Below are 21,943 nucleotides of genomic sequence, written 5' to 3' on the forward strand. Positions count from 1 at the left end.
CATCCTATGAAATTAAAGTATGGTTTACTTAATTCTATGCTGCATTTCTTTAAAAATAGTGCTTAGCCCCTCCCGATAAGAGGGGTAAAGAAGCGTTATCCCTAATTCTTTTTTAATTTTTTCATTGGAGACACGGCGATTATTCGCATAAAATTGCTGTTCCATAGGGGACAGGGTTGCTGCCGTATACGGGACAAGCGGTAAAGGGGAGCGGTTAAGTAATGAGGCAGCAAAGGCATCAAGACAATAAGCCGGTGCAGGCTCATCATCCGCAACATTGTAAACAGAATAGGGATGCGGTTTTTTTATCGACCCACAAATTACAGAAACAATATCCGCAACATGCGCCCTTGAAAAAAAATGACCTTCTTTAAAAATACTTTCTTTTTTTCCAGCTATAAGACGTTCAATTGCATTTCGCTTGGGGCCATAAATACCCGCCAATCTGAAAACATGCAGTGGAATTTTCTGAGCTTTGGCAAAAGCCATCCATGCATTTTCTGCCTGTACCCTTAACCTCCCTTGTATTCCTGGCGCTAGAAAAGCTGACTCTTCCGTTACCCAGGCGCCTTGGTGGTCGCCATAGACACTGGTTGAGGAGAGGTAGCCCAGCCATTGGATATGTGACGCATGTTGGCGGATTAAATCACTGTAGGATGCAAGCACGGGATCTCCAATCTCTGCCAAGGGAGGCACGCTTATCAAAAGGTGGGTTGCCCTACTCAACAACCTTGCAATCCCAGGGTCATGAAAATCAATCAGCATATAGTCGGCAGAAGTATGGCTCAGGATTTTTTTCTTATCACGGGTTGTGCCGATTACCTGATAATTCAACTGCAGCAGCTCTTTGGCCAAAGCTTCTGCCGTATAACCAAAGCCAAAGATAAAAAAACAGGGATTTAAACAAGAATTTTTCATAGTAAAATTAGACCACTCCTGATGTTAACTCCCTAGGCTTGAAAGCACACGCTGCACTTTTCAAACTCCCCGCATTACTTTCCGTCTTTTCCATGAATTCATTCACGCAGTGAGGACAGTTCAAAAATATGAGTCCCGGAATGTTGATGCCAATTTGGTGTATTTTTACTTTTTTGTACTAATCTCATCACCCGGTTGAGAAAATCGGGACCTGGATCTTGCTTATCTGTTTGATAATTTGGATCCCGTTCAAGCCAAAGAGGAGTATTTTTGAAATTCAAATATTCATTATGTCCAATCACATATTGGATTTGCGGGTATTTCTTCTTAAGATAACACACTAAAAATGCATTCGCTTTGCTCTGGGCTTCAGTCAGATCATCCTCGCTATTGACCCCACCAACATTTTCAATACCAATCGCATAATGGTTCAATCCTATAGCATGTCTTGCCATCCAGTTTTCAGGCATCAGCTGATAAATACTTCCATCACGGTCAACTAAATAATGAGCTGAGACGTTCAATTCACCCGGTAATTCCTTAATCCGTGGGGAGTTTTTAGGGAATGTGGATGGATAAAAAACTCGAAAAGTTGCCTTGAAAGTAGGAATACAGGTCCAGTGCAAAATAATCATCCGTGGATCAATGTCAATGGATGGGGAATCGATTCCATAATGAGTCAACTGGTATTGGCGGGTTAAGGCAAGACGTTTTGCATCAAATTGAATCGGCGCTTTATGAATTTTTTGTGGCGCATCACAAGAAAAGGCGTGCGCCATCGAAGTTATAAAAAATGAGCAAAATAAAAAAAATTTCATATTATTTTTTTAATATCATAAAAAAGGCAGCCACGTAATCAGGAAAATCGCGGGTGCCTTGCATGAAGGCTTCTTTCCCTGCATAACTTCCCGCCAAAAAATCCACTTGGTACAAATTATTCTCAAATGCTCCACCGGTGTCTGCGAAAATACCGGCCCGGGTCACCATATTACCTTTTCGATCAGGATATTGCACCATCAATAATTTTCCCAAACCAAATTGCTCAAGGTCTGCAGCAAAAGTAACACCGGTATCCACGGTAATTTTATGATCCGCATCCTTGCCATAACCTTTGATACCCGCTACAGGTTTAAAATACCAGTAACGTTCTTGCTGATACGGGTTTTTAGCTTTATCGTATGCAATATAATTGCAACGATGGACATTAAAAATTCTTGTCGGATGATTGGGTCCAAAATCTGCAACGACAGTACCTTGCATTAAAGCAGCCTCAAGATCGTCCCGTTTGAAATAACCCAGTACTGGAACTTTTTTATTGGTTAAGGCCCCTTTTAAAATAGCTTGCTTTCCATACTGGAAACGTACCAGGCCAGGTTTGGCATCTGCTTCTTCCAAAGTCAGAGATTCTTCATCCTGGGGAAGTCCATAAAGAGGAAAAGGATAAGCCGGACTGTAATGAGTTGCTGCCTTGGCTCGGTGGACATAATATTTGGTCATTAAAATTTTTTCTTTAGGTAAGCGGGCGATGAGTGGTTTTTTTAAGGCCAGGGACCTGGTTTGCTCATAATCAGGATACCAGCGAACAAAAGAGAAGTTCTTTTTAACAAAAGCGGGATCATTCAATTCGTTTTGATGCTGACAAATGAACATCAAGGTTGCTTTGATTCGCGCAAGGGGAACTTTAAATACTTTCCCTTCGTGAATGACCTTAGGATCATAAGGGTACCCCCTATTTAAATAAGCCAATGTTTCTTTGGCGGTAGCACATAAAGCAGGTCCATTGATTTCATAACGGGTTGCAGGAAATGGTTCAGCGGATATAAAGCGCGGAGCAGCTACAACGTTCAAACTTATCGAGATAAAAAATGCATAAAATAAATTTTTTATTTTCATTACCGGGGACAATTTTGTGAAAGCAAAATAATATCATAGGGCAGTAGTAAATTCTCCAATCATACTTAAAAATCCTCGTTTCTGGCAGGTGCAATCAACAAGGAATAAAGAATTACCTGATTGTTTATTTTTAGTTAACCATTGAACAGCATTAAGCCATTATTGTCTTCGCCGTTACTAATATTGCAAAGCCAGTCAACGACCAATTTTTGCTTATGCAACACGGGATCAAAGAAATCCACGTGCAAGGTGGCTGAGTTATCCTCAAAAACACTCAAACGCCCTGTCAAAGTTAAGAATCCCCCCGAAGGGTTCTGTATAAAAATTTTCATGGACGTTGTCACCGTATCGATTAATTCATCATTGACGGTTTCCTGACCATGAAAATAGTGAGTAAAATCAAAGCGAGTTGAAGCTCCTTCCAACTTTCTCTGGACTTGAGTAGGAAGTTCCGGTCCTGTTACCTGGCAATTATCGAAATGAATGATAGCCCTAACATCTTCCCCGCTCTCAACAGCTCGCACCAGTTGAGTATAACTGGTGATATTATTGCTAAAGGCATTGTTGATATCGGGGGTCTGCGCATGGGTTGGGGGGAAGAATAGGAGCAATGAAACTCCCATTACAGCGGCTGGCCATCTTTTCATTTATATCCTCCATGATTCTTTTCCCGGGCTTAGTGTATCTGGGGACCCCTATTTTTTGGGAGCAGCAGACGCCCTCAAATACTTTAAGTGTATAAGCTGTTTATAATTTTGCCAAATTTTATTTTTCCGGCGAGTAATACTACGCAGCCTCTACCCCATCCAATTCAGGATCACTGACCGTTAAGCGGTTAAAAGACCATGTGCTGTACAAAGCCCCTAACCCACAAGCAATTAACCCTAGGGGTAACGCGATAAGTGTTTGCATGAGCAAATAAGCACTTATAATAGTTAAAACCGAGGAACCAAACATACGCACAGTATGGATAATGGCCAGAGCAAGCCCTGTATTTTCCTTATAATCCGCAAGCATAATGGACATGGTAGCCGGAGCTGTCAAACTAATTCCCAGGTTACAAATCAAGGCAAAGGATAAAGTATAAATATTAAATTCATACAAATGGGTACCCAGTAACATGGCAAACCCACCACAAATAATAAACCAGCTGCCAAGATAAATAGTGGAAGCCATGCTGAAATAGTTTCGCAGCCAAATCCCCAGATAATTGCCCACAATAATATTTAATCCGTTAATAATAAAAATAATTCCATACACCAGGGGCGAAAAACCAAATTGTTCAATAATAATATAGGATGAATTAATGACTGAAAGCATTACTGCCGCAAAACTGAACATCATAATCAATGAGCCGCTCCAAAGAACAGGCGAGGGAATAATCTCCTTATAGCCCTGGATGACCTTTTTTATAATAAAAGGTTCTGTAGGTTGAGTCCAAAAGGGGGATTCAAAGAGTCCTTTGCGAGCTTGCAGCAAAAGTACCAGGCCAATAACTGCCATTAACATGAAATTCGCCTGCCAACTGCAATAGGTAAAAATAATAGAGCCTAATACAGGAGCAATAATGGGGGAAATTGAAACAATCATTGACACATAAGATAAAACTTTTGCCCGTTCAACAGTATCTTCAAAGTCTCTGGAGATGGAAAAGGCAATTAAATTGGCGCAGCATAAAGCAAAGCCTTGCAATGCCCGCCCAAGAATGAGCACAAAAACATTGGGAGCAAAAGCACAGATTAAGCTGGCAAAAACGGCAATTAACAAACTGAGAGGCAATAAACGACGGCGTCCAAAATAGTCGATAAGCGGTCCCCAAACTAATTGGGTCACCCCAAAGACGAACAGGTAAATACTTAAAGTTAATTGACTTAAGCTGTGCGTGGTACCAAAAAAACTGGTGATATAAGGCAACGAAGGTTGATAAAGATCAAATGTAAGTAAAGAAAAAGCCGATAATAAACCAATAAATAAAATAGATGTTTTTGGATGCGACATAATATTCATCAATGAAAAAATAGCGGAGCATTATAATAAAATCTTTGAATTTTTGCTCACAATTTAAATGGATTTTGCAAAATTTTCCAACAATATGCTGTAACTCAAAACGCGATTGCGCTGCATGTAGGGGCAGCTTAATCCAAAATTTGCCGTTACTTGCTGGTTCTAATCTGGGAAAATTTCGCATTATTTCCCAGATTATTTTATTCCCTTAACCTTGGCGAAGCAGGTAACTGCTGCCTGCATGGATTATTTTTTTCATTCGGTTGTCTTCCTCTGGATTAGGTTCACATCCTTTAAATGCATCCTTTATTGATGCGACGCTAATAGGCAAGACAGGACGAGCGTCTATTTCCAGATTGCCTTCCTTATTTTTAAAAATTGTAAAATGATCGGACGCAAATTCCAGGCATTCAGTTAAAGTTTCATCCTGGCAAATTGAAAATTTAATGGAGCGTTCTACACGATAGGTATCAGCTACCTCATCAGCAAACACTATATCTCCATAAACAACGCTATGGCGAGTCCCACAAAAATAATAGCCAAATTTATATTTTCCATTTTCGGTCACATCGGTACGAATAAAACGGCCATCTCCGTTCGCTAAACCATTGAGCGTCACAATATGACGCACTTCTTTTTTAGGGCTTCCAGCCATAGCCAAACCAGTTAGAGTCAATCCCATGAGTAACAAAGCACTTCTTTTCATTTTTATTCCTTATCTGAAAATACATCCTCAAGACAAAGGCCTTCAAGGATCAGTCACCAAAGTCAGCCTGGTGGAACATTTAAATCCAAACAGACATCGCAGCCATTATGCTAAAAAATAATCCATTTGAACAGCTGAAAAGGTTTAGCTTTTGACCAATAAAAAATAGAACCACCCTTTATCCTTAGTTCCATTTTGGGATCAAATAACCACACGTTTACTGGACAAGACCAATTACAGTGGCGATAATTATCGTTTTTTCATTGACACAGCAAATGACAACACCGCTCATTGAGATCAAGAACATTTATAAATCCTACGGCAACATCCCTATTTTGAATGATGTTTCCTTAAGTGTTTATCATGGGGAATTTTTAACCCTGCTTGGCCCTTCGGGGTGTGGAAAAACCACCCTGTTACGGCTTATTTCTGGCTTTGAGCACCCAACTCAAGGGGAAATCTATATCAGCGGCCAATGTGTGAATCGTTTGCCCCCACAAAAAAGGGATGTACACACTGTATTTCAAAGCTATGCTCTTTTTCCTCATTTATCCGTTTATGAAAATGTTGCCTTTGCTTTACGGTGTAAAAAGGTTTCCGAGCCCGAAATTAGAGAACGGGTTCTTGATGCATTGAAGCTTGTGCAACTTGAGGGCTTTGCAGAACGAAATATAAAACAACTCAGTGGCGGACAACAACAAAGGGTAGCCATTGCACGGGCAATTATCAACAGACCGCAAGTCCTGTTATTGGATGAGCCCCTAAGCTCTCTGGATTATCGTCTCCGAAAGGACATGCAGTCTGAGTTAAAACAATTGCAGAAAATGCTGAACATGACCTTTATTTTTGTTACTCATGATCAAGAAGAGGCGTTGTCGATGTCCGATCGCATTGTGGTATTTAATCATGGTCATATTGAACAAATAGGCACACCCAAGTGTATTTATGAGACCCCGGCGAATCTTTATGTAGCCATGTTTATCGGCGAAACCAATATCTTTGATGTGCAAGTTCATGCCTTAAAGGACCAAGACCTTATGACAGCAGTTGAAGATGTCCCTCTGTTTTGTAAGAACACGGGTAATTACAAGGTCGGTGATCGGCTCCATTTAATCGTACGTCCGGAAGACATTCGGGTTTGGGGATTATCTGAGGTGGATAATCCTGCAGGTATGTTGCCTGGCCGCATTGTAGATATTATTTATAAAGGTTCAACCGTTGATCTTAAAGTTGCACTTGCCTCCGGAAGAATAATTAATGCTTCGGAATTTTTTGATGAGGATGACGATAAATTGGAATATACCCTTGCTGAGCAAGTATGGGTGCAGTGGTTACCTGGTTGGGAGGTTCTATTACCTTATGAAAGCTAAATCATTTGCGCTTTATGCCCTTTATTTTTGGCTCATTTTTTTTGGTCTTATTCCCCTATTGATGATGTTTGCCGCCAGCTTTCTTTCCAAGGACAGCCATCATCTGGTTGCATTACCATTTACCTTGGAAAATTACACCAGCCTGTTTACTGCAGTTTTTGTAAAAATCTTTCTCCGCTCTTTACTCATAGCCTGCATTACCACTTTTTTTTGTCTTCTTATTGCCTACCCGTTTAGTTATTTGTTGATAAAATCGAGACAGCAATCCATTTTATTGCTATTGATTATTATCCCCTTTTGGACAAGTTCCTTAATCAGAACTTATTCTTTAATCGCTATCCTTAAATATAAAGGGGTTTTAAATGCAATTTTATTAAAATTACATTTGATACATGCACCTTTATCCTTACTGTATACCAATTTTGCAGTGATTATCGGATTGGTTTACAATTTGTTCCCTTTTATGGTGCTCCCTATTTTTACGAACATGGAACGATTTGATTTCAGATTATTTGAAGCGGCTAAAGACTTGGGCGCAAACAAATGGTCTATTTTTACGCGAGTCTTTCTGCCCAGTACAGCACCAGGAGTTTTATCGGGTTGTTTGTTAGTTCTTTTACCTGCAATGACCCTGTTTTACATCCCCAACGTTTTAGGGGGGGCGCGTTCTATTTTATTGGGTAATTTAATTCAGAACCAGTTTCTCGTTTTAAGTGACTGGCCTCAAGGATCTGCCACCAGCGTGATGCTTACTTCACTATTGCTTTTGTTGTTTCTTATTTTTCGACCACGGAAAAATGGGGCAATTCAATGAATAACCTGCTGAAGCGCTTTTTCCTTTTTTTTGTGTATGCCTCACTTTATGTTCCCATTGCGGTATTAATTTTATACTCATTCAACGAGGCCAAATTTTCCCTCCAATGGAAGGGGTTTTCTCTACAATGGTATAACGAACTATTTCAGGATCGCGGCTTATGGGCTGCCTTTTTGAACTCCATCATTTTGGGTCTTGGCTCGGCATTTATCGCCACCATTATGGGCTTATTGGCCTCCATCCACTTATTTTTGTTCCGATCCAAACACCGCAAAATTTTATTTTCTATATTACTCTCCCTGATTATCATCCCGGACTTAGTACTGGGTGTGGCTTTATTAATTTTTTTCAATATGAGCAAAACCCCGATTGGTTTCATAAGCTTGTTAATTGCCCATATTACTTTCTGTATTCCCTTTGTCATTGTGACTATTAATGCACGGATTAATACTTTAAATCCCAATATTTATTTTGGGGCCCTGGATTTGGGAGCGAGTCGTTATATTGCATTAACACGAGTTTTATTGCCCTTATTATGGCCCGCAGTTTTAAGCGTTTTTCTGTTGAGTTTTACATTATCTTTCGATGACGTCATCATCAGCTATTTTGTGGCAGGACCGGAGTTTAACATTTTGCCCTTAACCATCTACTCCCTGGTGCGCGCAGGAGTTACCCCTGAGTTGAATGCCTTGTGTTCAATAACATTCGTTTTATCGATGATTCTGGTCATCATTTCCCATCGTCTTTCGGGGAAACAAGTATGAAGTATTTTCTGTTAGTGCTGTTTTTCTTTACCCCCAAAATTTTTTCGGCGCCCGTGGTTAATGTTTATGCCTGGGGGGGAGAAATTCCTAAAGAGGTCATTCAGCAATTTGAACAAGAATCTGGAATTAAGGTTAACTTTTCTACCTATGACAGCAATGAAACCATGTATGCCAAACTCAGGGCCAGCCACCAGACTGTATATGATGTAATTTTACCTTCTGCATATTTTGTGGAACGCATGAAACGACAAGGCATGCTTGAACGACTTGATCCGCAGAAATTGCCTAATAAAATTAATCTGGATGCACGGTTTGTGCATAATGATTATGATAATGGCAATCAGTTCAGTATCCCCATTATATGGGGGGCAACCGGGATTTTTTATAATCAGGAGGTTGTACCCAATCCCCCGAAGAGCTGGAAGGAGTTGTGGTTTCCCAAATGGCATAATCAATTAATGCTTTTGGATGATTCACGGGAAATTTTTGCAATAGCCTTAATGAGCCTGGGATTTGATCCCAATGACACAAATCCGGGGCATATCAAGAAAGCTTATGACCATTTGGTGCAGCTTGTACCTAATATAAAATTATTTGCCAGTGACAGCATTCAGGCAATTATGATCGATGCCGACGCCGTAATCGGCTCCTCCTGGAATGGAGATGCCTTTAAAGCGCACGAGGAAAATAAGGCAGTTGAGTTTGTTTATCCCGAAGATGGTTTTGTCATTTGGGTTGATTGTTTGGCCATTCCTAAAAATCCACCGCACCCGAAGGAAGCACTGGAATTTATTAACTTTATCCTTAAACCAGAAATAAGTGCACAAATCGCTTTAAAAGAGGGACATGCCATCACCAATGCAAAAGGCAGGGCTTTATTGCCTCAGCCCATTCGCGACAATCCTATGGTTTACCCGCCAGCAGAAATCATGACCAAAGGTCAATTCCAGCGTGATGTGGGTGAAGAAACGCTCTTGCTTTATAATCGCTACTGGGAGCAATTAAAGTTGATTTTGTAAGGATGAACCGTTGCTTATCCCAGAGTAAATTTTTTCTTCCTGCGTCTGACGCAACTCCGTTCATTAGCCTATTATTTGCTGTTGATGAATACGGTAAAGCCAAAATTATTCCAAGGGGGTAACTGGATGCCAGTCTTAAATTCTCCTTTGGCAGCAAAGCTCTTTCATGGTAGAATAATCTTTGTACATTAGGGGTGCCATTTTTGAGGCTGAGAGGATCAAACCAACCCTTTGAACCTGATCTCATTCGTCTGAGCGGAGGAAAATGTGTCTATTGTTATGTTCTCAGGTATTATCGCTTTTATTACTTCTTTTATTGGTTTATTACCGCAAATTATCAAATCCCTAAAAACAAGATCTACCCAAGACCTATCCATGATCATGTTAATTAATTATCTGATATGTTCCGTAGCATGGATTATTTATGGAAGCAGCACCAATTCTTTTTTTGTAATCAGTTCAAATATCGTGGGCTTGATCGTAAGTTTATTGCTCATTCTGTTAAAACGGCATTATGATGCACGATGTAATTAATTTAACCGGTTACAGGTCTATTTTATGTCTGAATGGGGATTTACCCGGGCCGTCGTTTTTCACAACAAAGAATGTTCCTATTATTGCAGCGGATGGCGCCGCTAATTATTTATTTGACCTTGGGGTCCAACCTCAGTTAATCACTGGCGATTTGGACTCTGTCCATCCGGAGCTCCTGGAGACCTATCCTTTCCTTCATGTAGCAGATCAGAGTTCTAGTGATTATCAAAAAGCCATGGGCTATTTAAAAAAAAATGATTTATTACCTTCCATAATAGTTGGCATCAATGGGGGGCACCTGGATCATATATTGAATAATATAAATATTTTCATGGAAACAAATTGTCTTTTATATGCTCCTCCCATAAAAGGATTTGTTTTAAATGAACAGTCCAGGATAAATCTTGCATTACTTCCACATACAAAAATTTCACTCATTGGAATACCCACCGCAACCCTTTCTTCTATAGGCCTTCAATGGGAACTCCATAATGCTCAACTTTCATTTCCGGGAATGAACTCTTGTTTTAATCGAACTCTTCACCCTGAAATTTTTTTGGAAGTTCATCAAGGCTCGGTTTTGGTTTTGATTTATGAGCAAATGATTGAAGATGCAGGACTTACTGCCCCTTCTCAAAATTGGTGAAGGGAAACAGCATTTATTCTTTTCCCGTTTAGCCTTTGTTAATTTACTTCAATAGAACAATGGTTCCCTGTAGTGACTAAAGTCACAATGCTGTCTTTTGTCAATTTGTGAGAACCGCACAAAATATCGGGACCAAAAGCAGAGTTTTTTCGATATCCAAATACATACACTTTATTTACAGGTCCCTTGCCGGAATAAGATTTTCCTCGGGCACCCGATTTTTTGCCCTCTACAGTAAACCCCAGGGCAGCAGCCGATGCCTCTTTTGTTTTAACCTGCACTTTAATCGTCTCATTGGCAATCGCTTGAAGTGAAACAGAAAATACAATCAAACCCAGCAGATTTTTTAGGGAATTTTTTCTCATATAAACGCTCCGTGTTCTATGATTTCTTTAATATAGCTGATTTAATTCTTAAGGAATATAAATTTGGCTAAAATAAAATGGGAATGCGCTAATTTTTTAAATGAGGCAGTTCTTATCCTTCGCAATAAATTAAGAGATCCTTTCTTGAATTACCAATCAGATACACTATGCTAAATATATGAACAAAAGAATGGTTTTTGAAGCAGTATTGCGGATACAAAGGAATAAATCGAAGTTCCCAATTCTATTTAAAACTTTAAAAACAAACATAGAACAATCATAAACATAATGCCCATATAAGGCATTACTATGCAACCAGTAAGGACTTTTGAATTATGTTTCTAAGATTTTTTAGAGGAAGAGCTACAGTACGTCCATCAGAATTTGCTTCCATTCTTAGTGTGCATGAGTCACATAAACCCGGCCTATTATCCGGGTCGCTTTCCGGCGACCGTTGGCGTCATGAAAGCATGGGAAAAACATTAAATGTAATAACCGATCACAGGAAAGCGGAAGAATTAAAGCGCCAGGCATTAACAAATTTGTCTTCCTGGACTAAAACAAGATCCACCCCGCCTTCGGAAGTTGAAGTGGTATATAAAGACTGGGGGGATGCCGCATTCGAGGCAACGAAAAAATATGCAAGAATTTACTCCATTTTAAACATGGCCAATTCACGATACCCTGGCGGCGGCGCATTGGAAGGCGGAAGTGCCCAGGAAGAAAACATGTGGCATAGAAGCACATGCGTACTTTCATTATTGGAAAATATAGTCAAGCCCAAGCCAGAGTCTACAGAGGTATTCGAGTACACCCCTGAAGGAAGGGAACTGATCGAAGGCCGCAGGAAAATGACGGAAGAAGAACTCGCCATTTTAAAAGAAATATGTTTGGAAGCTTATTCACCTGACGCCTGTAAAACCTACTACAGTGTAGAACCCAGAATTTGTTTTAGGGGTCCGGAAGTATTAATTGAAGCGTCAATGGATGATTATAACTCCAATAAATTTCCTGACCCTGAAATCAGTTTCTCCTTTCTTCCATCAACAAGTATTTTTCCTTTTCATGAACTAAGATCTGCTGCCCCTGAACATTTTTCTGAACCGCAGTCCCAAGCTCCTGAAGTAGTCAGAGCACATCGAGACGATTTGCGACGTCGAATAGCCGCACAACTTGATACCTTAATTGTTGCAAAGCAACCTAATGCCATGTTTGGTGCCTGGGGGTGTGGTGAATTTAAAAATGAACCCGAAATAATAGCTGAAATTTATGCTGAAGAAATTGAGAAACGATCCTCTTTCTTCCAACATATTATGTTTCCAATAATTAACACCCATTCACTAAACAATAATTTTGAAATTTTCCAAAACGTGCTCGCGGGTATTAAACTTGGAGAAACCACTAAACCACAACATTCCCCCAAAGGTTAAGAAATACCCCCGGCATAATAAATTAGGTCTACCTCAAACACGTTCAGGTTTTTGAGATTCGAATCTGTTCTAAATTATTCTCTTCGGTTTCATCATATTCTTCCTCTTCATCTTTTTTCTCTGCTTTTTCCAAATCTTCGTCAGGATCAACTGCACGTTTGATTAGAGATTTAAGCCGATGAGCTGCACCTTCTGTCGTAGCGGAGTTTGTTGAAGAGTCCCTTGACATTTCACTGCCTCCCCAGGAAATTAAAAGAAGAGAACTGTAGAGGAGTTGAAATAAATACATGACCTGACGAATTACTTCTTGATCATTGAATATCAGACTGATAGCAAACCCCAAGATAACCGCTGAGAATAAAGCCTGAAGACCTTGAATCACTTTTTCATTGAGATGTGTGTCTTCACGTAATACAGCATACCCTGAATTGAGAAACTGGGTAAATGCTATTGGGATTAGCGGAATAGGACTTGTAGTATTTGTAATCTCCAGCCCTGATTGTACCGTCAGTTGCGTCACTGCCAAACCTGCGTTTCCCCTTTGAATATTCCTGTGAGCGGAAGAAGAAGTAGGTACTCGGGCTTGCAGACGCGTCAATATATTTGAAGTTGATCCTGCCATTTAGAAATCCTTTTAGTGAAAAAATGAATCAGGATTAAATAAAATTTAACCCGGTGATTGATTAAGCTACTGAACACCAAAATGTTAAGGTTTTCTGCAGCAAGTTATTATATTATCTAATTTTTTTCTAACTTCAATGCTGTTTGGGAAAGAAAAGAAAAATCCCTGCTCAAAAGGATTTTGTTTAAAAATTGTATAATTTACTTTATAATAACGCCGGACTTTTAAATCATATATAGGAGTAAAAAATGCTGAGTATGTATAATTTGTTAAACTGGAGTACTGCTTATCGAGGGTATAACGCATTAGTTGCTACGCTTGTTATGGTTCAATACATGAATAACCCAGAAGCTGCCGCATTGGAATATCTTCCAGATGTTGCCATTCATGCTTTCGAAGCGATAGCCCCTGCTTCATTAAACAACTATGCTATAGGAGCCAACCTTGGCCGGGGAATTCAGGCAGGTTTGGCGTTTTTCTCAGGTAACTCCTCAATCCCCAGTGTTGCTAATTTAACTGATGTAGTCAACCATGGAGTAAACATTTACCATAGAATGTCTCAATAATAATGATTTCAGTGGTTAAGGTTATAACCTTAACCTCTATGCTATTATCGAAGGCATGCGCCGACAGAACTTCTTTTCATAACGGTAATTTCCTTCTCCAAAATCTATTCTATCAAAGGCGTAATTCCTATTTTTACATTGTCTTTTTGATGCTTTATAGTAGATTAAACTATTCTGCAATATTATAAATTTCAATGAAATTTTTTAATCACCCCCAACCTTCATATCCAATGATTTCAGCCAACCTGGGAAAAAAAGGAGTTCATCGCCTGGTTACCGTGATCCACAATAATCCTTGGTATAGGTCCACAGGCCGAAATTCAGGGTACCCGGGAACATGGTTCTTTTTTGGTGGGATACTGGAAAAAAAGAACGAACGGCATGCTGCAGGATGGTTTATCAAACCCAAAGCATTAGTCGCAAGACGCTATAGCAAAACGCAATTTTTTGGCTATGAAACAGCCCATTACGTGCGTAAACATTCCTTACATAAACTGATTAGTTTCGCACGTTTCGGTGACATTAAGAAAATCTGTATTTCGGCATCACTGGGAGAGGGATTTTGGTTATCAGAACAAGGTAAAAAGCTGAAAAAATACCTTCTAATAAATTATCCAAAATATTTTCTCCCTGATGACGTGGTAAAAAAGATAAACAAAACTGCGAAACGCCCCGATTTACCTGTCTATACCAAACGCAAACAGGTAAACCGCTGGTTGTCGGATCAAGGTGTTGCCTGTGTGGGCCTCTTGCATGATGATTCACTCTTATTCAAACCTTAAGGAGGATAATGGTTTAATAAAAGTCGCCTGACCCTATTTAGTGTTTCGCTTTTCCTTTAGCACCGGCAAATAACCAGTCCGTACTCACTTCCAGTTCCTCGGCGATTTTCTGCATGGAATTCGCATCAAGAGCCACCACTCCATGGAGCAGCGCTTCGATTTTGAATTTAGGTAATTGAAATAACTTTGAACATACCCGTACCCGTTCAGTCATTAATGCGGGCACTCCAAGTTCATCAAGCTCCTGGTGCAACCGCTCAGTTAGTTTCTTGTTTGTCATGGCAGTCTCCTTTTGGCTTTTTATCAGTGTAAAACAACTCAGCTTAAGGATTGATTAACAACAGCAAGAAAACAATTGAAACATACCTGACGACGCAATGTATTGCGTGCATTTATTTCAGCAAAGGGCTAAGGAGAGGAAGAAGAAATACGTTTAAAAGCCCCACTAAAATCATCGCTACACTAGCAATTGTTCCTTCAGTATGTCCTATTTTACGCGCCTGGGCAGTTCCTGCTGCATGCGCCCCCACTCCAAAAAAAGCACCGCGGGCAAGGGAAGAATTTAAAGACAACCAGGTGAGTATAACCTCGCCAACAACTGCACCCAGGATTCCTGTAATAATAACGAAGATGGCTGTCAAATCCGGTATACCTCCAATTACACGGGAAACTTCCATAGCAAATGGGGTGCTGATTGAGCGGGGCAATAAGCTCAAGCGGAGGTTTTCATCAAGACCCAAAAGAGTAGCTAATGCCCAACTTGAAAATATGGAGGTTAAACTTCCGGCAATTACACCGATTAAAAGCACAGGCCAATGTTTGCGAATGAGTGCCCGTTGCTCATAAATAGGGATGGCAAAGGCAACGGTTACAGGGCCAAGTAACAGCACTAACCATTTTGTTCCGCGAAAATAATCATGATAACTGACATGCAGTACATGGAGCATGAAGGCAACCAGAATTGGAGCAAGAATTAGAGGCATAAGCCACCAAAATGACCATCGTCTGTAGAGTTGTTTGACAAGAAAGTACATTCCTATCGTTACCAATGACCAGAATACTGTTTGCGTTGCTGAGTTAGCCAGTATGGAGCGAAACATGCTTTGTTCTCCATTGATAACAGTAATCAACTACTATTGCGGTGACCAACATGACAAAGAATGTACTTGATAAAATAATGAAGAGAATTTTGAGCCCCAACATACTAAGTAATTCCTGATGCTCGATTATGGCAAGCACCGCGGGGATAAAAAAAAGCAACATATCACCAAGCAGCAATTCCGTACCACGTTTTATATTGTCCAGCCTTATACGTCGTGTCATCAAAAGCGACAATACAATCCCCAACCCGAGGACTCCTCCAGGTACAGGAAGTTTGGCAAGTTTAACTACAAGCTCGCTTGCCACCCAAAAGAGCACAATCAATCCTACCTGAAAAATTGAATTTTGCTGAATTTTTAATGCCATATGTTAATCGATGTGATCATTATCGTTTCATTTAAGTGTACAATTTTATTGATTATGAATAAAATGAATTTATTGACTTAAAATCATTCTATTTTGGAATAGTTATGGAATTCAAACTACTTCGTGTATTTATTGAAGTGGTACGCCAGGGCAGTTTCTCTAAAGCAGCAGAAACTCTTTTTGCTACCCAGTCTACAGTAAGTAAAGCAATCAAACAGCTGGAAGAGGAATTAGGGATGCCGCTCATTGAGCGGTTTAAAAAAAATAATGTCCCCACCAATGCGGGAGAAATAGTATATCGTCGTGGCCTCAAGTTGATTGCGGATCGAGATGATCTTCTTAAAGAACTCGACGAGTTACGTGGCCTAAAGCAGGGGCGTCTACGTTTGGGTATTTCTCCGGTGGGCAGCAGCACTTTATTTGCTCCACTTTTTGCCCGTTATAACCAACTTTATCCAGGTATTGAGGTAGAACTCATTGAACATGGAAGTGATAAACTTGCGGAATGTTTGCGGGCAGGAGAAATAGATTTTGCTGGAACTTTATTGCCAATCCCTGAAGAGTTCGATTGCCAACCGATTCGTTCGGAACCCTTGGTCGCGCTTTTAGCTGCTACTCATCCACTAGCAATGCGATCCTCAATTTCTTTATCTGAACTCAAAGAAATTCCCTTCATCCTCTTTGGAAGTGGATTTGCTTTGCATCGAATGATTTTGGATGCATGTCACCGAGGAGGTTTCGAACCCAAAATAGTTGCTCAGAGCAGTCAAATTGATTTTATGTTAGAACTAGTTTCAGCGGGCCTTGGAGTTGCTTTCTTGCCACGGATGATTGCCATGCAAAGGCAAAGAAGCCAAATAAATGCCTTATTGCTTAAAGACGAAGAACTTCAATGGAATATGGCAGTGACTTGGCGCAGAAATTCCTTTCTTTCCGAGGCGGCGAAAGCATGGCTCACTTTGGTACGTGAACTCCACGTTACCTAGAGTATTTTTTCCAAATAAAATGTTGCAGGAACGTTTGGATACAACCTGTTTTAAACTGATGTGGGTACTCATTTATTCGAATTGCTTTTTTGTAATTAAGTTTGAGACATTTCTTACATGAATATGAGATATAAAAGCGATGATAATTTAAAACATTTTGCTATGCTTTAAACAACGAGGAATGACAGTGGATGTCTTAAAGGGAATTTATAGCATCATGGAAGGCGCTATACCACAAGGATGTGGTTACTCTCCTCGGATCGTTTTCGTATGCATGAAGTCCGATTATGCCTATTAATCAGGCTTAATTTTTTTACCTAACAATTACCTCTCCATAATTTAAATCGTTCAGATCAGGAAATTGAGCTTTTTTTCAAAAAGCGTCTGCTTATTGTGCCGCAGCTTGAATTATTATCCGCACCCTTTTCTCCTCTACTCCATCATTCCCCATTTTATGGGTTTCATTTTTAAATAATGATTTTATTTAAGCACCACAAAGAACAAATTAAGCCCTCAAAGTGCAAATAATAGCTTGACTGAAGGTTATTTGTAGTACATCTTATACCAATGTTAATCTTACGAGACAAAAGATGCTCATTAGTGAGCTATTTAAATGGCTTCAAGACGAGAAAGCAGCGCTTCATCTTTCCAATCAGACCCTCTCTCCTGGGCTTTGCGAAACAGAACTATCGCAAGCGCAGAAAACAAACAGGAGACTATTGGCTGATATACGAGTTGCCCGATCAAGCAACCGCGATACCCACGATCTCATTACCAATCTAAAGCAACACAATGTATTTATGGATTATCTTGAATTTTGTAGGAAAAAATTCGAGGAAAATTCAAAGTGCTCCTTGTTTCTAATCACATTGAATTATTTGTTGTCTCAAGATAACAGTCTCTACCCTACTAAATTAAATGCATTATTTTTTGCTTTATTGCAGGAAGATAAAGAAACCATCCTATCCTTTTATCAAGCGAACCAGGGACTCTTTAAAGACCATCCCGAGATTATAAAAAGAGTAACAGCTGAGCAGAATAAACAAAAATATGAGGAAGCAATTAAACGTGTCGAACTTCATTTAGCCCGTCTCAGCGATAAATTCGCCACTCAAAAACATCCGTTAGGGATCACGGGATTATGCCGTGAATGGGTAGGTGACACGGAATTATTTGCCGCATTGATACTCTGGCTCGTGCAGCGCCAAGTCAGTACAAACGACATTTTGAGTACTTACTTGCTTCATGATTATCTAAAATACTATTTGTTTACCCTCCACTCGGAAGACAATGAAGTTTCTCGCTTGTACGCTTTACTAAGCCACTTTCCTGAAGCAAGCGAACTCGTGCAAGCAGCCCAAAAAACATGCAGCGATGAACAAGCCTTTCAACAGTATGCGCTGGATGGCACACTGGCTGGAGAAGAATTAACTGAAATTTCAAAAAAACACTACCCCGTACAGTTTTCTTTAACATCAACCAACTTTTTAGCGTTACATGAGCTTTTTGGTCAAAACTTCCTTATCGCAGCGATTGCATCAGAGCAAAAAAATTCTACTTGGTTGGGCATGCTAATCAAAACATTAAACCAGCCCCGCATTATTGCAGATGAACTTCCTGGCATCATTAATTGTGTTGCTCGAGAGTACTCCCCGCGAACTTTGGGACATTTAGCACAATTAATCGATGATGAGACTGCACAACAGCTCTTTAGGAATAATAATGGCGCTGTATTTTACCTGTTGCCATACAAACCCAAACTGATTACGCATATCAATGAAGAAAATGTAGCAGATTTTATTCAAAACCTGACCCAAGGTACCACTTCGAGTGAAATAATTTTTCAATTAATGGCGTTATTTTCAATAATCGCGAAGAAAAAAAATCCGTCCGCCCAACTTGTATTTGAGACAATACTGGATAATCTCCATCATCATCCGGCCCTTCTTGAAGACGAAGATTTTGTACGTCAGTTGAAAAAATATCCTGATTGCCAAAAAATAATAGACCGCAAATGTAAAGAAATCCGAGAGCAGGTTAAAGCCTGCATTATTGCCCAAACTACTGAACCTGTTTTTACCGCTGCTAATTATTATCTCATTGAGGATACCTGGTTTGAGGCTATTCAAAAGCTTAATTTATTACATTTAATTATCCCGCAAGCGAAGTTCGATCTGCATAACAAATATGCTCTGAGAGCCAAAACAGCGGAAGTGGCTTTTCTTTTTCATGGCGAACTTTTTGACTTAAATGCCTTTATTGAAGCGCTGTCTTTGCCTTCGGTAGTTGCCAGGGAAGTCAGCGAATATGAAAGGGTATTAATAGAAATACTTGCACTGATCGATAATGAGCCAATCCGAAGGCAAATTATCGAAAAATTAGTAAACGACCCTGTGCATCGCACGAATTGGGCAGAAAAAGAATATGAAGGTAAAACAGTTTTTATTAAAGCGGCCCAACATGGCAACCTTGGTTTAATCACTCTTTTGGAAGAAAAAATAGCCCCAGAAGCCTTCAATAAAGCGATAAAAACTGCAGCGAAAGCAAATCAATGGGACGTTGTCAACCACCTTTGCCGAAATGACAATGCGCTGCTGGATGAAGATGAACTTGAAAAAATTATTTTCATGGCAGCAGAGAAAGGTCAATTAAAAGTAACCAGATATCTTTTAACAGCTTATCATTATAAGCCATCTTCAATTGAGCTGATGCACATTCTTAATGCGGTTATTACCAATAATAAATTAAAAACCTTCCAGCTCTTTTATAATTCCTTTGAGAAGGTTCTCAATAAATCAGACGTAAACAAACTATTTAATTTGGCAATTGAACTGGGACATTGGAATATTGTGCTGCTTATGGCTCATTCAGAGAAACAGATGCTCTCGCCTGCAGCTATTGACAAGGCTTTTAATGAAGCAGCAAACTCCTCTAAGCTCCAAGTAATAAAAGAGCTATGCAACTTGCCGTTGATTGCCCCCAGGCCTCAAACCATTCACCGGGCATTTATAAAAGCTTGTCAAAAAGGCAACTTGGCTTTAGTGCAATGTTTGCATGAATTACCTGAACAATTACTCTCGGTAACTCTTGAAGAAGGATTAGAAGAAGCTGTTCTTAATGAAAATTTGGCGGTCATCAACTATTTATGTAGCCTGTCCGCCAATCCTCTACACCAATCCTCGATAACCCAAGCGCTTTTCACTGCGGCAAAAACAGGAAAGGTATTGATATTGGATTTTTTGTGTTCTTTGAATACCCCGAACCAACCCATGCAGCGCGCCATGAATCAGGCCTTATTGTGGACGGTGAAAAAAAATCAGGTGGCTTCCTTCCTTACCCTATGTCATGCAAAACAGAATGCACCCAATAAACTGGCTATCCGCGAGGCCTTTCTACTCGCGGTAAAAATGGGAATACCGGACATAGTTGAGTATGTGTGCGAGAATGAAATCCACTCTCTTAATCAACGCACGGTTGAAGAAGCATTAAAATTAGCAGTGAAAAATAAAAATCCAGGAATTGTTCGCTATTTATGTGACCTTGCAACCTACACCCCGGAAAAAAAATTTCTAAGGGTTATTTATAGTAAAGCACTTTCAAGTGGTCAAACTGAAGTCGCCCAGCTTTTAAATGAACGAATAAGTAAAGCAAGCTCCAAGAAACAAAGTACCGCTGCAACCAATTATAGTTCAGAAATCGATTACAATTCAGAAGAGGAAAATTTTTCGGAAACTGAGTTTATTTTATCTTCAACAAAAACTGGCAATCCAGGTGCAGAAGAAATAGCTCCCTTTCTGACCTGCGGTTCCAGCAAAGATATAGAAGATAATGGGGAGCTGAAACAAAATTCAGAGACCAGCAACCTTTTAAAAGGGCAAGGTTTCTTTAGAACGAAAACGCAACAGAACTCAGCCTCAGCACCAGTTCAAATAGTTAAAGGACTGCTATCCTCTTAATTAGTGGTGGGCACCGTGCAATGGGAAATAATTAAATCTAAACTCCTCACTTAAATTTTGCTGTAATAGATTTAATTACCAGCTCCCATTGACCACTGAACTTATGCAAAATTCCTAATTAAGGCATATACCGGAAATAGGAGCGGGGGCAAAACCTATAGAAAATTAAATATTCAATCTAAAAGTTAACAGGGCATGCGCTTATATCCCAACTACAGAATCAATTGCCTTATAAGGCAATGACTTCTGTTTGTGAAGGCACTGAATAAATGCCTATGGTATTGGTATTATTTGATAGGGTAACGGTCATGCCCAGATTATTTGCAGGTAATCCGTCGATAAGCACATTAAAGGCCCCCGTTAATGGGGTCACGGTAGCCATAAATGTTCCTGAAATTACCCCCCCCCATAGTCCCAGCTTGATCGCCATTTGATTGGGGAATGATAGTTCCTGTATTACAACTGGGGGAGGCGTTGATTAAAACTGTAGGGACGAAATCCACACACATCAACCAGGTGCCTAAATTCATAAAGGGATTAGGTGTCCCTCGAGGAGGCATTTTACAAATATCTATTGGCCCTGCAGTCAAGACCTCACCACCGATCATACATGCTATTGTCATGTTTTATCCTAATTGAACTTGTTTTGCCGCAATTTTGGCATCCCCCTGAGCATGGATCTCCATTTCATCGCAATCAATCCGATAAGTATGCTTTACGATGCTTCGTAGATGACCAAGCAATTGATGCTCGAGCTCGGTTATTTGCTGATACAAACGAATTGCCTGAGTGTTTATCGTATCGCTAACCGTCTGGATATAGTTACACAACATTTTCAATGATTGATAGGATAACTTCAGAATATCGCCTTGGAATGAAGCATTTTTTATTGAAAACATCCCTTGATTGCAGTCAACATTTTGCACCGTTGATGTTAAGTTAATCGTCTCTTGGGCAACCAGGCTAATGTGAGTCGCACCCAATTTTAACTCCTGGCCAGCACCAGTAATACTTAAATTGTCACCAAGTCTCAAGTGGATGCCAGCCGGCTTAGGCCGATGAATAATGGATAAAATATAATAATTATTTGCACGACATCAT

Annotated in this window: 25 protein-coding genes and 1 riboswitch; of the genes, 11 read left to right on the plus strand and 14 right to left on the minus strand. The window is 39.9% G+C overall.

Annotated elements, in window-relative coordinates:
• Positions 1 to 24: 24 nt before the first annotated feature.
• The 6 genes from KYQ_RS14890 to KYQ_RS14920 form a co-directional block, all read right to left on the minus strand.
• Positions 25 to 918, minus strand: a complete 894-nt coding sequence (locus KYQ_RS14890) for an SDR family oxidoreductase (RefSeq protein ID WP_010654918.1) — start codon at positions 916 to 918, stop codon at positions 25 to 27.
• A 98-nt stretch (positions 919 to 1,016) separates the two neighbouring features.
• Positions 1,017 to 1,736, minus strand: coding sequence for an N-acetylmuramoyl-L-alanine amidase (locus tag KYQ_RS14895; RefSeq protein ID WP_010654919.1), 720 nt, complete (start codon positions 1,734 to 1,736; stop codon positions 1,017 to 1,019).
• Position 1,737: 1 nt separating this feature from the next.
• Positions 1,738 to 2,811, minus strand: coding sequence for a hypothetical protein (locus tag KYQ_RS14900; RefSeq protein ID WP_010654920.1), 1,074 nt, complete (start codon positions 2,809 to 2,811; stop codon positions 1,738 to 1,740).
• Positions 2,812 to 2,945: 134 nt separating this feature from the next.
• Positions 2,946 to 3,458 carry a VirK family protein gene (locus KYQ_RS14905; RefSeq protein ID WP_019350227.1) on the minus strand — a complete coding sequence of 171 codons (513 nt, stop codon included), beginning with the start codon at positions 3,456 to 3,458 and terminating at the stop codon, positions 2,946 to 2,948.
• Positions 3,459 to 3,597: 139 nt separating this feature from the next.
• Positions 3,598 to 4,809, minus strand: coding sequence for an MFS transporter (locus tag KYQ_RS14910; RefSeq protein ID WP_010654922.1), 1,212 nt, complete (start codon positions 4,807 to 4,809; stop codon positions 3,598 to 3,600).
• A 214-nt stretch (positions 4,810 to 5,023) separates the two neighbouring features.
• On the minus strand, positions 5,024 to 5,521 hold the full coding sequence (locus KYQ_RS14920) for a hypothetical protein (RefSeq protein WP_010654924.1): 498 nt from the start codon (positions 5,519 to 5,521) through the stop codon (positions 5,024 to 5,026).
• A gap of 275 nt (positions 5,522 to 5,796) precedes the next feature.
• Between KYQ_RS14920 and potA the strand changes: the two genes are divergently transcribed.
• From potA to KYQ_RS14955, 6 genes are all read left to right on the plus strand, one after another.
• On the plus strand, positions 5,797 to 6,891 hold the full coding sequence (gene potA / locus KYQ_RS14930; protein WP_010654925.1) for a spermidine/putrescine ABC transporter ATP-binding protein PotA: 1,095 nt from the start codon (positions 5,797 to 5,799) through the stop codon (positions 6,889 to 6,891).
• On the plus strand, positions 6,881 to 7,705 hold the full coding sequence (locus KYQ_RS14935) for an ABC transporter permease (protein WP_010654926.1): 825 nt from the start codon (positions 6,881 to 6,883) through the stop codon (positions 7,703 to 7,705). Before potA ends, KYQ_RS14935 begins: the two co-directional genes overlap by 11 nt.
• Positions 7,702 to 8,469 (plus strand): ABC transporter permease subunit, encoded by a 768-nt coding sequence (locus tag KYQ_RS14940; protein ID WP_019350230.1) that lies wholly within the window; start codon positions 7,702 to 7,704, stop codon positions 8,467 to 8,469. The genes KYQ_RS14935 and KYQ_RS14940 overlap by 4 nt, the downstream gene beginning before the upstream one ends.
• Positions 8,466 to 9,488 carry an ABC transporter substrate-binding protein gene (locus KYQ_RS14945; RefSeq protein WP_019350231.1) on the plus strand — a complete coding sequence of 341 codons (1,023 nt, stop codon included), beginning with the start codon at positions 8,466 to 8,468 and terminating at the stop codon, positions 9,486 to 9,488. The genes KYQ_RS14940 and KYQ_RS14945 overlap by 4 nt, the downstream gene beginning before the upstream one ends.
• A 180-nt stretch (positions 9,489 to 9,668) precedes the next feature.
• Positions 9,669 to 9,769: riboswitch (TPP riboswitch) on the plus strand.
• A complete protein-coding gene (locus KYQ_RS14950) occupies positions 9,756 to 10,022 on the plus strand; it encodes a SemiSWEET family sugar transporter (protein WP_010654929.1) in 267 nt (88 codons plus the stop codon). (Overlaps the previous riboswitch by 14 nt.)
• Complete coding sequence (locus KYQ_RS14955) at positions 10,006 to 10,668, plus strand: thiamine diphosphokinase (RefSeq protein WP_010654930.1); 663 nt, start codon at positions 10,006 to 10,008, stop codon at positions 10,666 to 10,668. The genes KYQ_RS14950 and KYQ_RS14955 overlap by 17 nt, the downstream gene beginning before the upstream one ends.
• Before the next feature lie 38 nt (positions 10,669 to 10,706).
• Here the strand turns inward: KYQ_RS14955 and KYQ_RS14960 are convergent, their stop codons facing one another.
• Positions 10,707 to 11,033, minus strand: coding sequence for a hypothetical protein (locus KYQ_RS14960; protein ID WP_010654931.1), 327 nt, complete (start codon positions 11,031 to 11,033; stop codon positions 10,707 to 10,709).
• Positions 11,034 to 11,368: 335 nt separating this feature from the next.
• On the opposite strand from KYQ_RS14960, the gene KYQ_RS14965 reads away from it, so the two are divergent.
• Positions 11,369 to 12,463, plus strand: a complete 1,095-nt coding sequence (locus KYQ_RS14965) for a poly(ADP-ribose) glycohydrolase domain-containing protein (RefSeq protein WP_010654932.1) — start codon at positions 11,369 to 11,371, stop codon at positions 12,461 to 12,463.
• A gap of 43 nt (positions 12,464 to 12,506) precedes the next feature.
• Here the strand turns inward: KYQ_RS14965 and KYQ_RS14970 are convergent, their stop codons facing one another.
• Complete coding sequence (locus KYQ_RS14970; protein WP_010654933.1) at positions 12,507 to 13,085, minus strand: hypothetical protein; 579 nt, start codon at positions 13,083 to 13,085, stop codon at positions 12,507 to 12,509.
• A gap of 248 nt (positions 13,086 to 13,333) precedes the next feature.
• Between KYQ_RS14970 and KYQ_RS14975 the strand changes: the two genes are divergently transcribed.
• Together KYQ_RS14975 and KYQ_RS14980 are read left to right on the plus strand one after the other, a co-directional pair.
• Positions 13,334 to 13,651: a hypothetical protein gene (locus KYQ_RS14975; RefSeq protein WP_010654934.1), complete on the plus strand. Its 318-nt coding sequence runs from the start codon at positions 13,334 to 13,336 to the stop codon at positions 13,649 to 13,651.
• A gap of 194 nt (positions 13,652 to 13,845) precedes the next feature.
• Complete coding sequence (locus tag KYQ_RS14980) at positions 13,846 to 14,433, plus strand: hypothetical protein (protein WP_010654935.1); 588 nt, start codon at positions 13,846 to 13,848, stop codon at positions 14,431 to 14,433.
• A 37-nt stretch (positions 14,434 to 14,470) separates the two neighbouring features.
• Here the strand turns inward: KYQ_RS14980 and KYQ_RS14985 are convergent, their stop codons facing one another.
• The 3 genes from KYQ_RS14985 to KYQ_RS14995 form a co-directional block, all read right to left on the minus strand.
• The gene (locus tag KYQ_RS14985; protein WP_010654936.1) at positions 14,471 to 14,713 is read right to left on the minus strand and encodes a hypothetical protein; all 243 of its coding nucleotides are present in this window, start codon (positions 14,711 to 14,713) and stop codon (positions 14,471 to 14,473) included.
• 112 nt (positions 14,714 to 14,825) lie between these two features.
• Positions 14,826 to 15,533, minus strand: coding sequence for an LrgB family protein (locus KYQ_RS14990; protein WP_019350234.1), 708 nt, complete (start codon positions 15,531 to 15,533; stop codon positions 14,826 to 14,828).
• On the minus strand, positions 15,511 to 15,900 hold the full coding sequence (locus tag KYQ_RS14995; RefSeq protein WP_019350235.1) for a CidA/LrgA family protein: 390 nt from the start codon (positions 15,898 to 15,900) through the stop codon (positions 15,511 to 15,513). Before KYQ_RS14995 ends, KYQ_RS14990 begins: the two co-directional genes overlap by 23 nt.
• A 104-nt stretch (positions 15,901 to 16,004) precedes the next feature.
• Between KYQ_RS14995 and KYQ_RS15000 the strand changes: the two genes are divergently transcribed.
• Together KYQ_RS15000 and KYQ_RS15005 are read left to right on the plus strand one after the other, a co-directional pair.
• The gene (locus tag KYQ_RS15000; RefSeq protein WP_010654939.1) at positions 16,005 to 16,886 is read left to right on the plus strand and encodes a LysR family transcriptional regulator; all 882 of its coding nucleotides are present in this window, start codon (positions 16,005 to 16,007) and stop codon (positions 16,884 to 16,886) included.
• Positions 16,887 to 17,476: 590 nt separating this feature from the next.
• Positions 17,477 to 20,842, plus strand: coding sequence for a hypothetical protein (locus tag KYQ_RS15005; RefSeq protein ID WP_019350236.1), 3,366 nt, complete (start codon positions 17,477 to 17,479; stop codon positions 20,840 to 20,842).
• 229 nt (positions 20,843 to 21,071) lie between these two features.
• Here KYQ_RS15005 and KYQ_RS19180 read toward each other — a convergent pair whose 3' ends face one another.
• The 3 genes from KYQ_RS19180 to KYQ_RS15015 are packed head-to-tail and all read right to left on the minus strand — an operon-like array spanning position 21,072 to position 21,918.
• Entirely contained in the window at positions 21,072 to 21,224 is a 153-nt protein-coding gene (locus KYQ_RS19180; RefSeq protein ID WP_432416361.1) for a hypothetical protein, read from the minus strand.
• Complete coding sequence (locus KYQ_RS18950; RefSeq protein ID WP_081466369.1) at positions 21,190 to 21,465, minus strand: PAAR-like domain-containing protein; 276 nt, start codon at positions 21,463 to 21,465, stop codon at positions 21,190 to 21,192. Before KYQ_RS18950 ends, KYQ_RS19180 begins: the two co-directional genes overlap by 35 nt.
• Positions 21,466 to 21,468: 3 nt before the next feature.
• The gene (locus tag KYQ_RS15015; RefSeq protein ID WP_081466370.1) at positions 21,469 to 21,918 is read right to left on the minus strand and encodes a DUF3540 domain-containing protein; all 450 of its coding nucleotides are present in this window, start codon (positions 21,916 to 21,918) and stop codon (positions 21,469 to 21,471) included.
• Positions 21,919 to 21,943: the final 25 nt, after the last annotated feature.

This window comes from Fluoribacter dumoffii NY 23 (assembly GCF_000236165.1).
GTDB classification, from domain to species: domain Bacteria; phylum Pseudomonadota; class Gammaproteobacteria; order Legionellales; family Legionellaceae; genus Legionella; species Legionella dumoffii.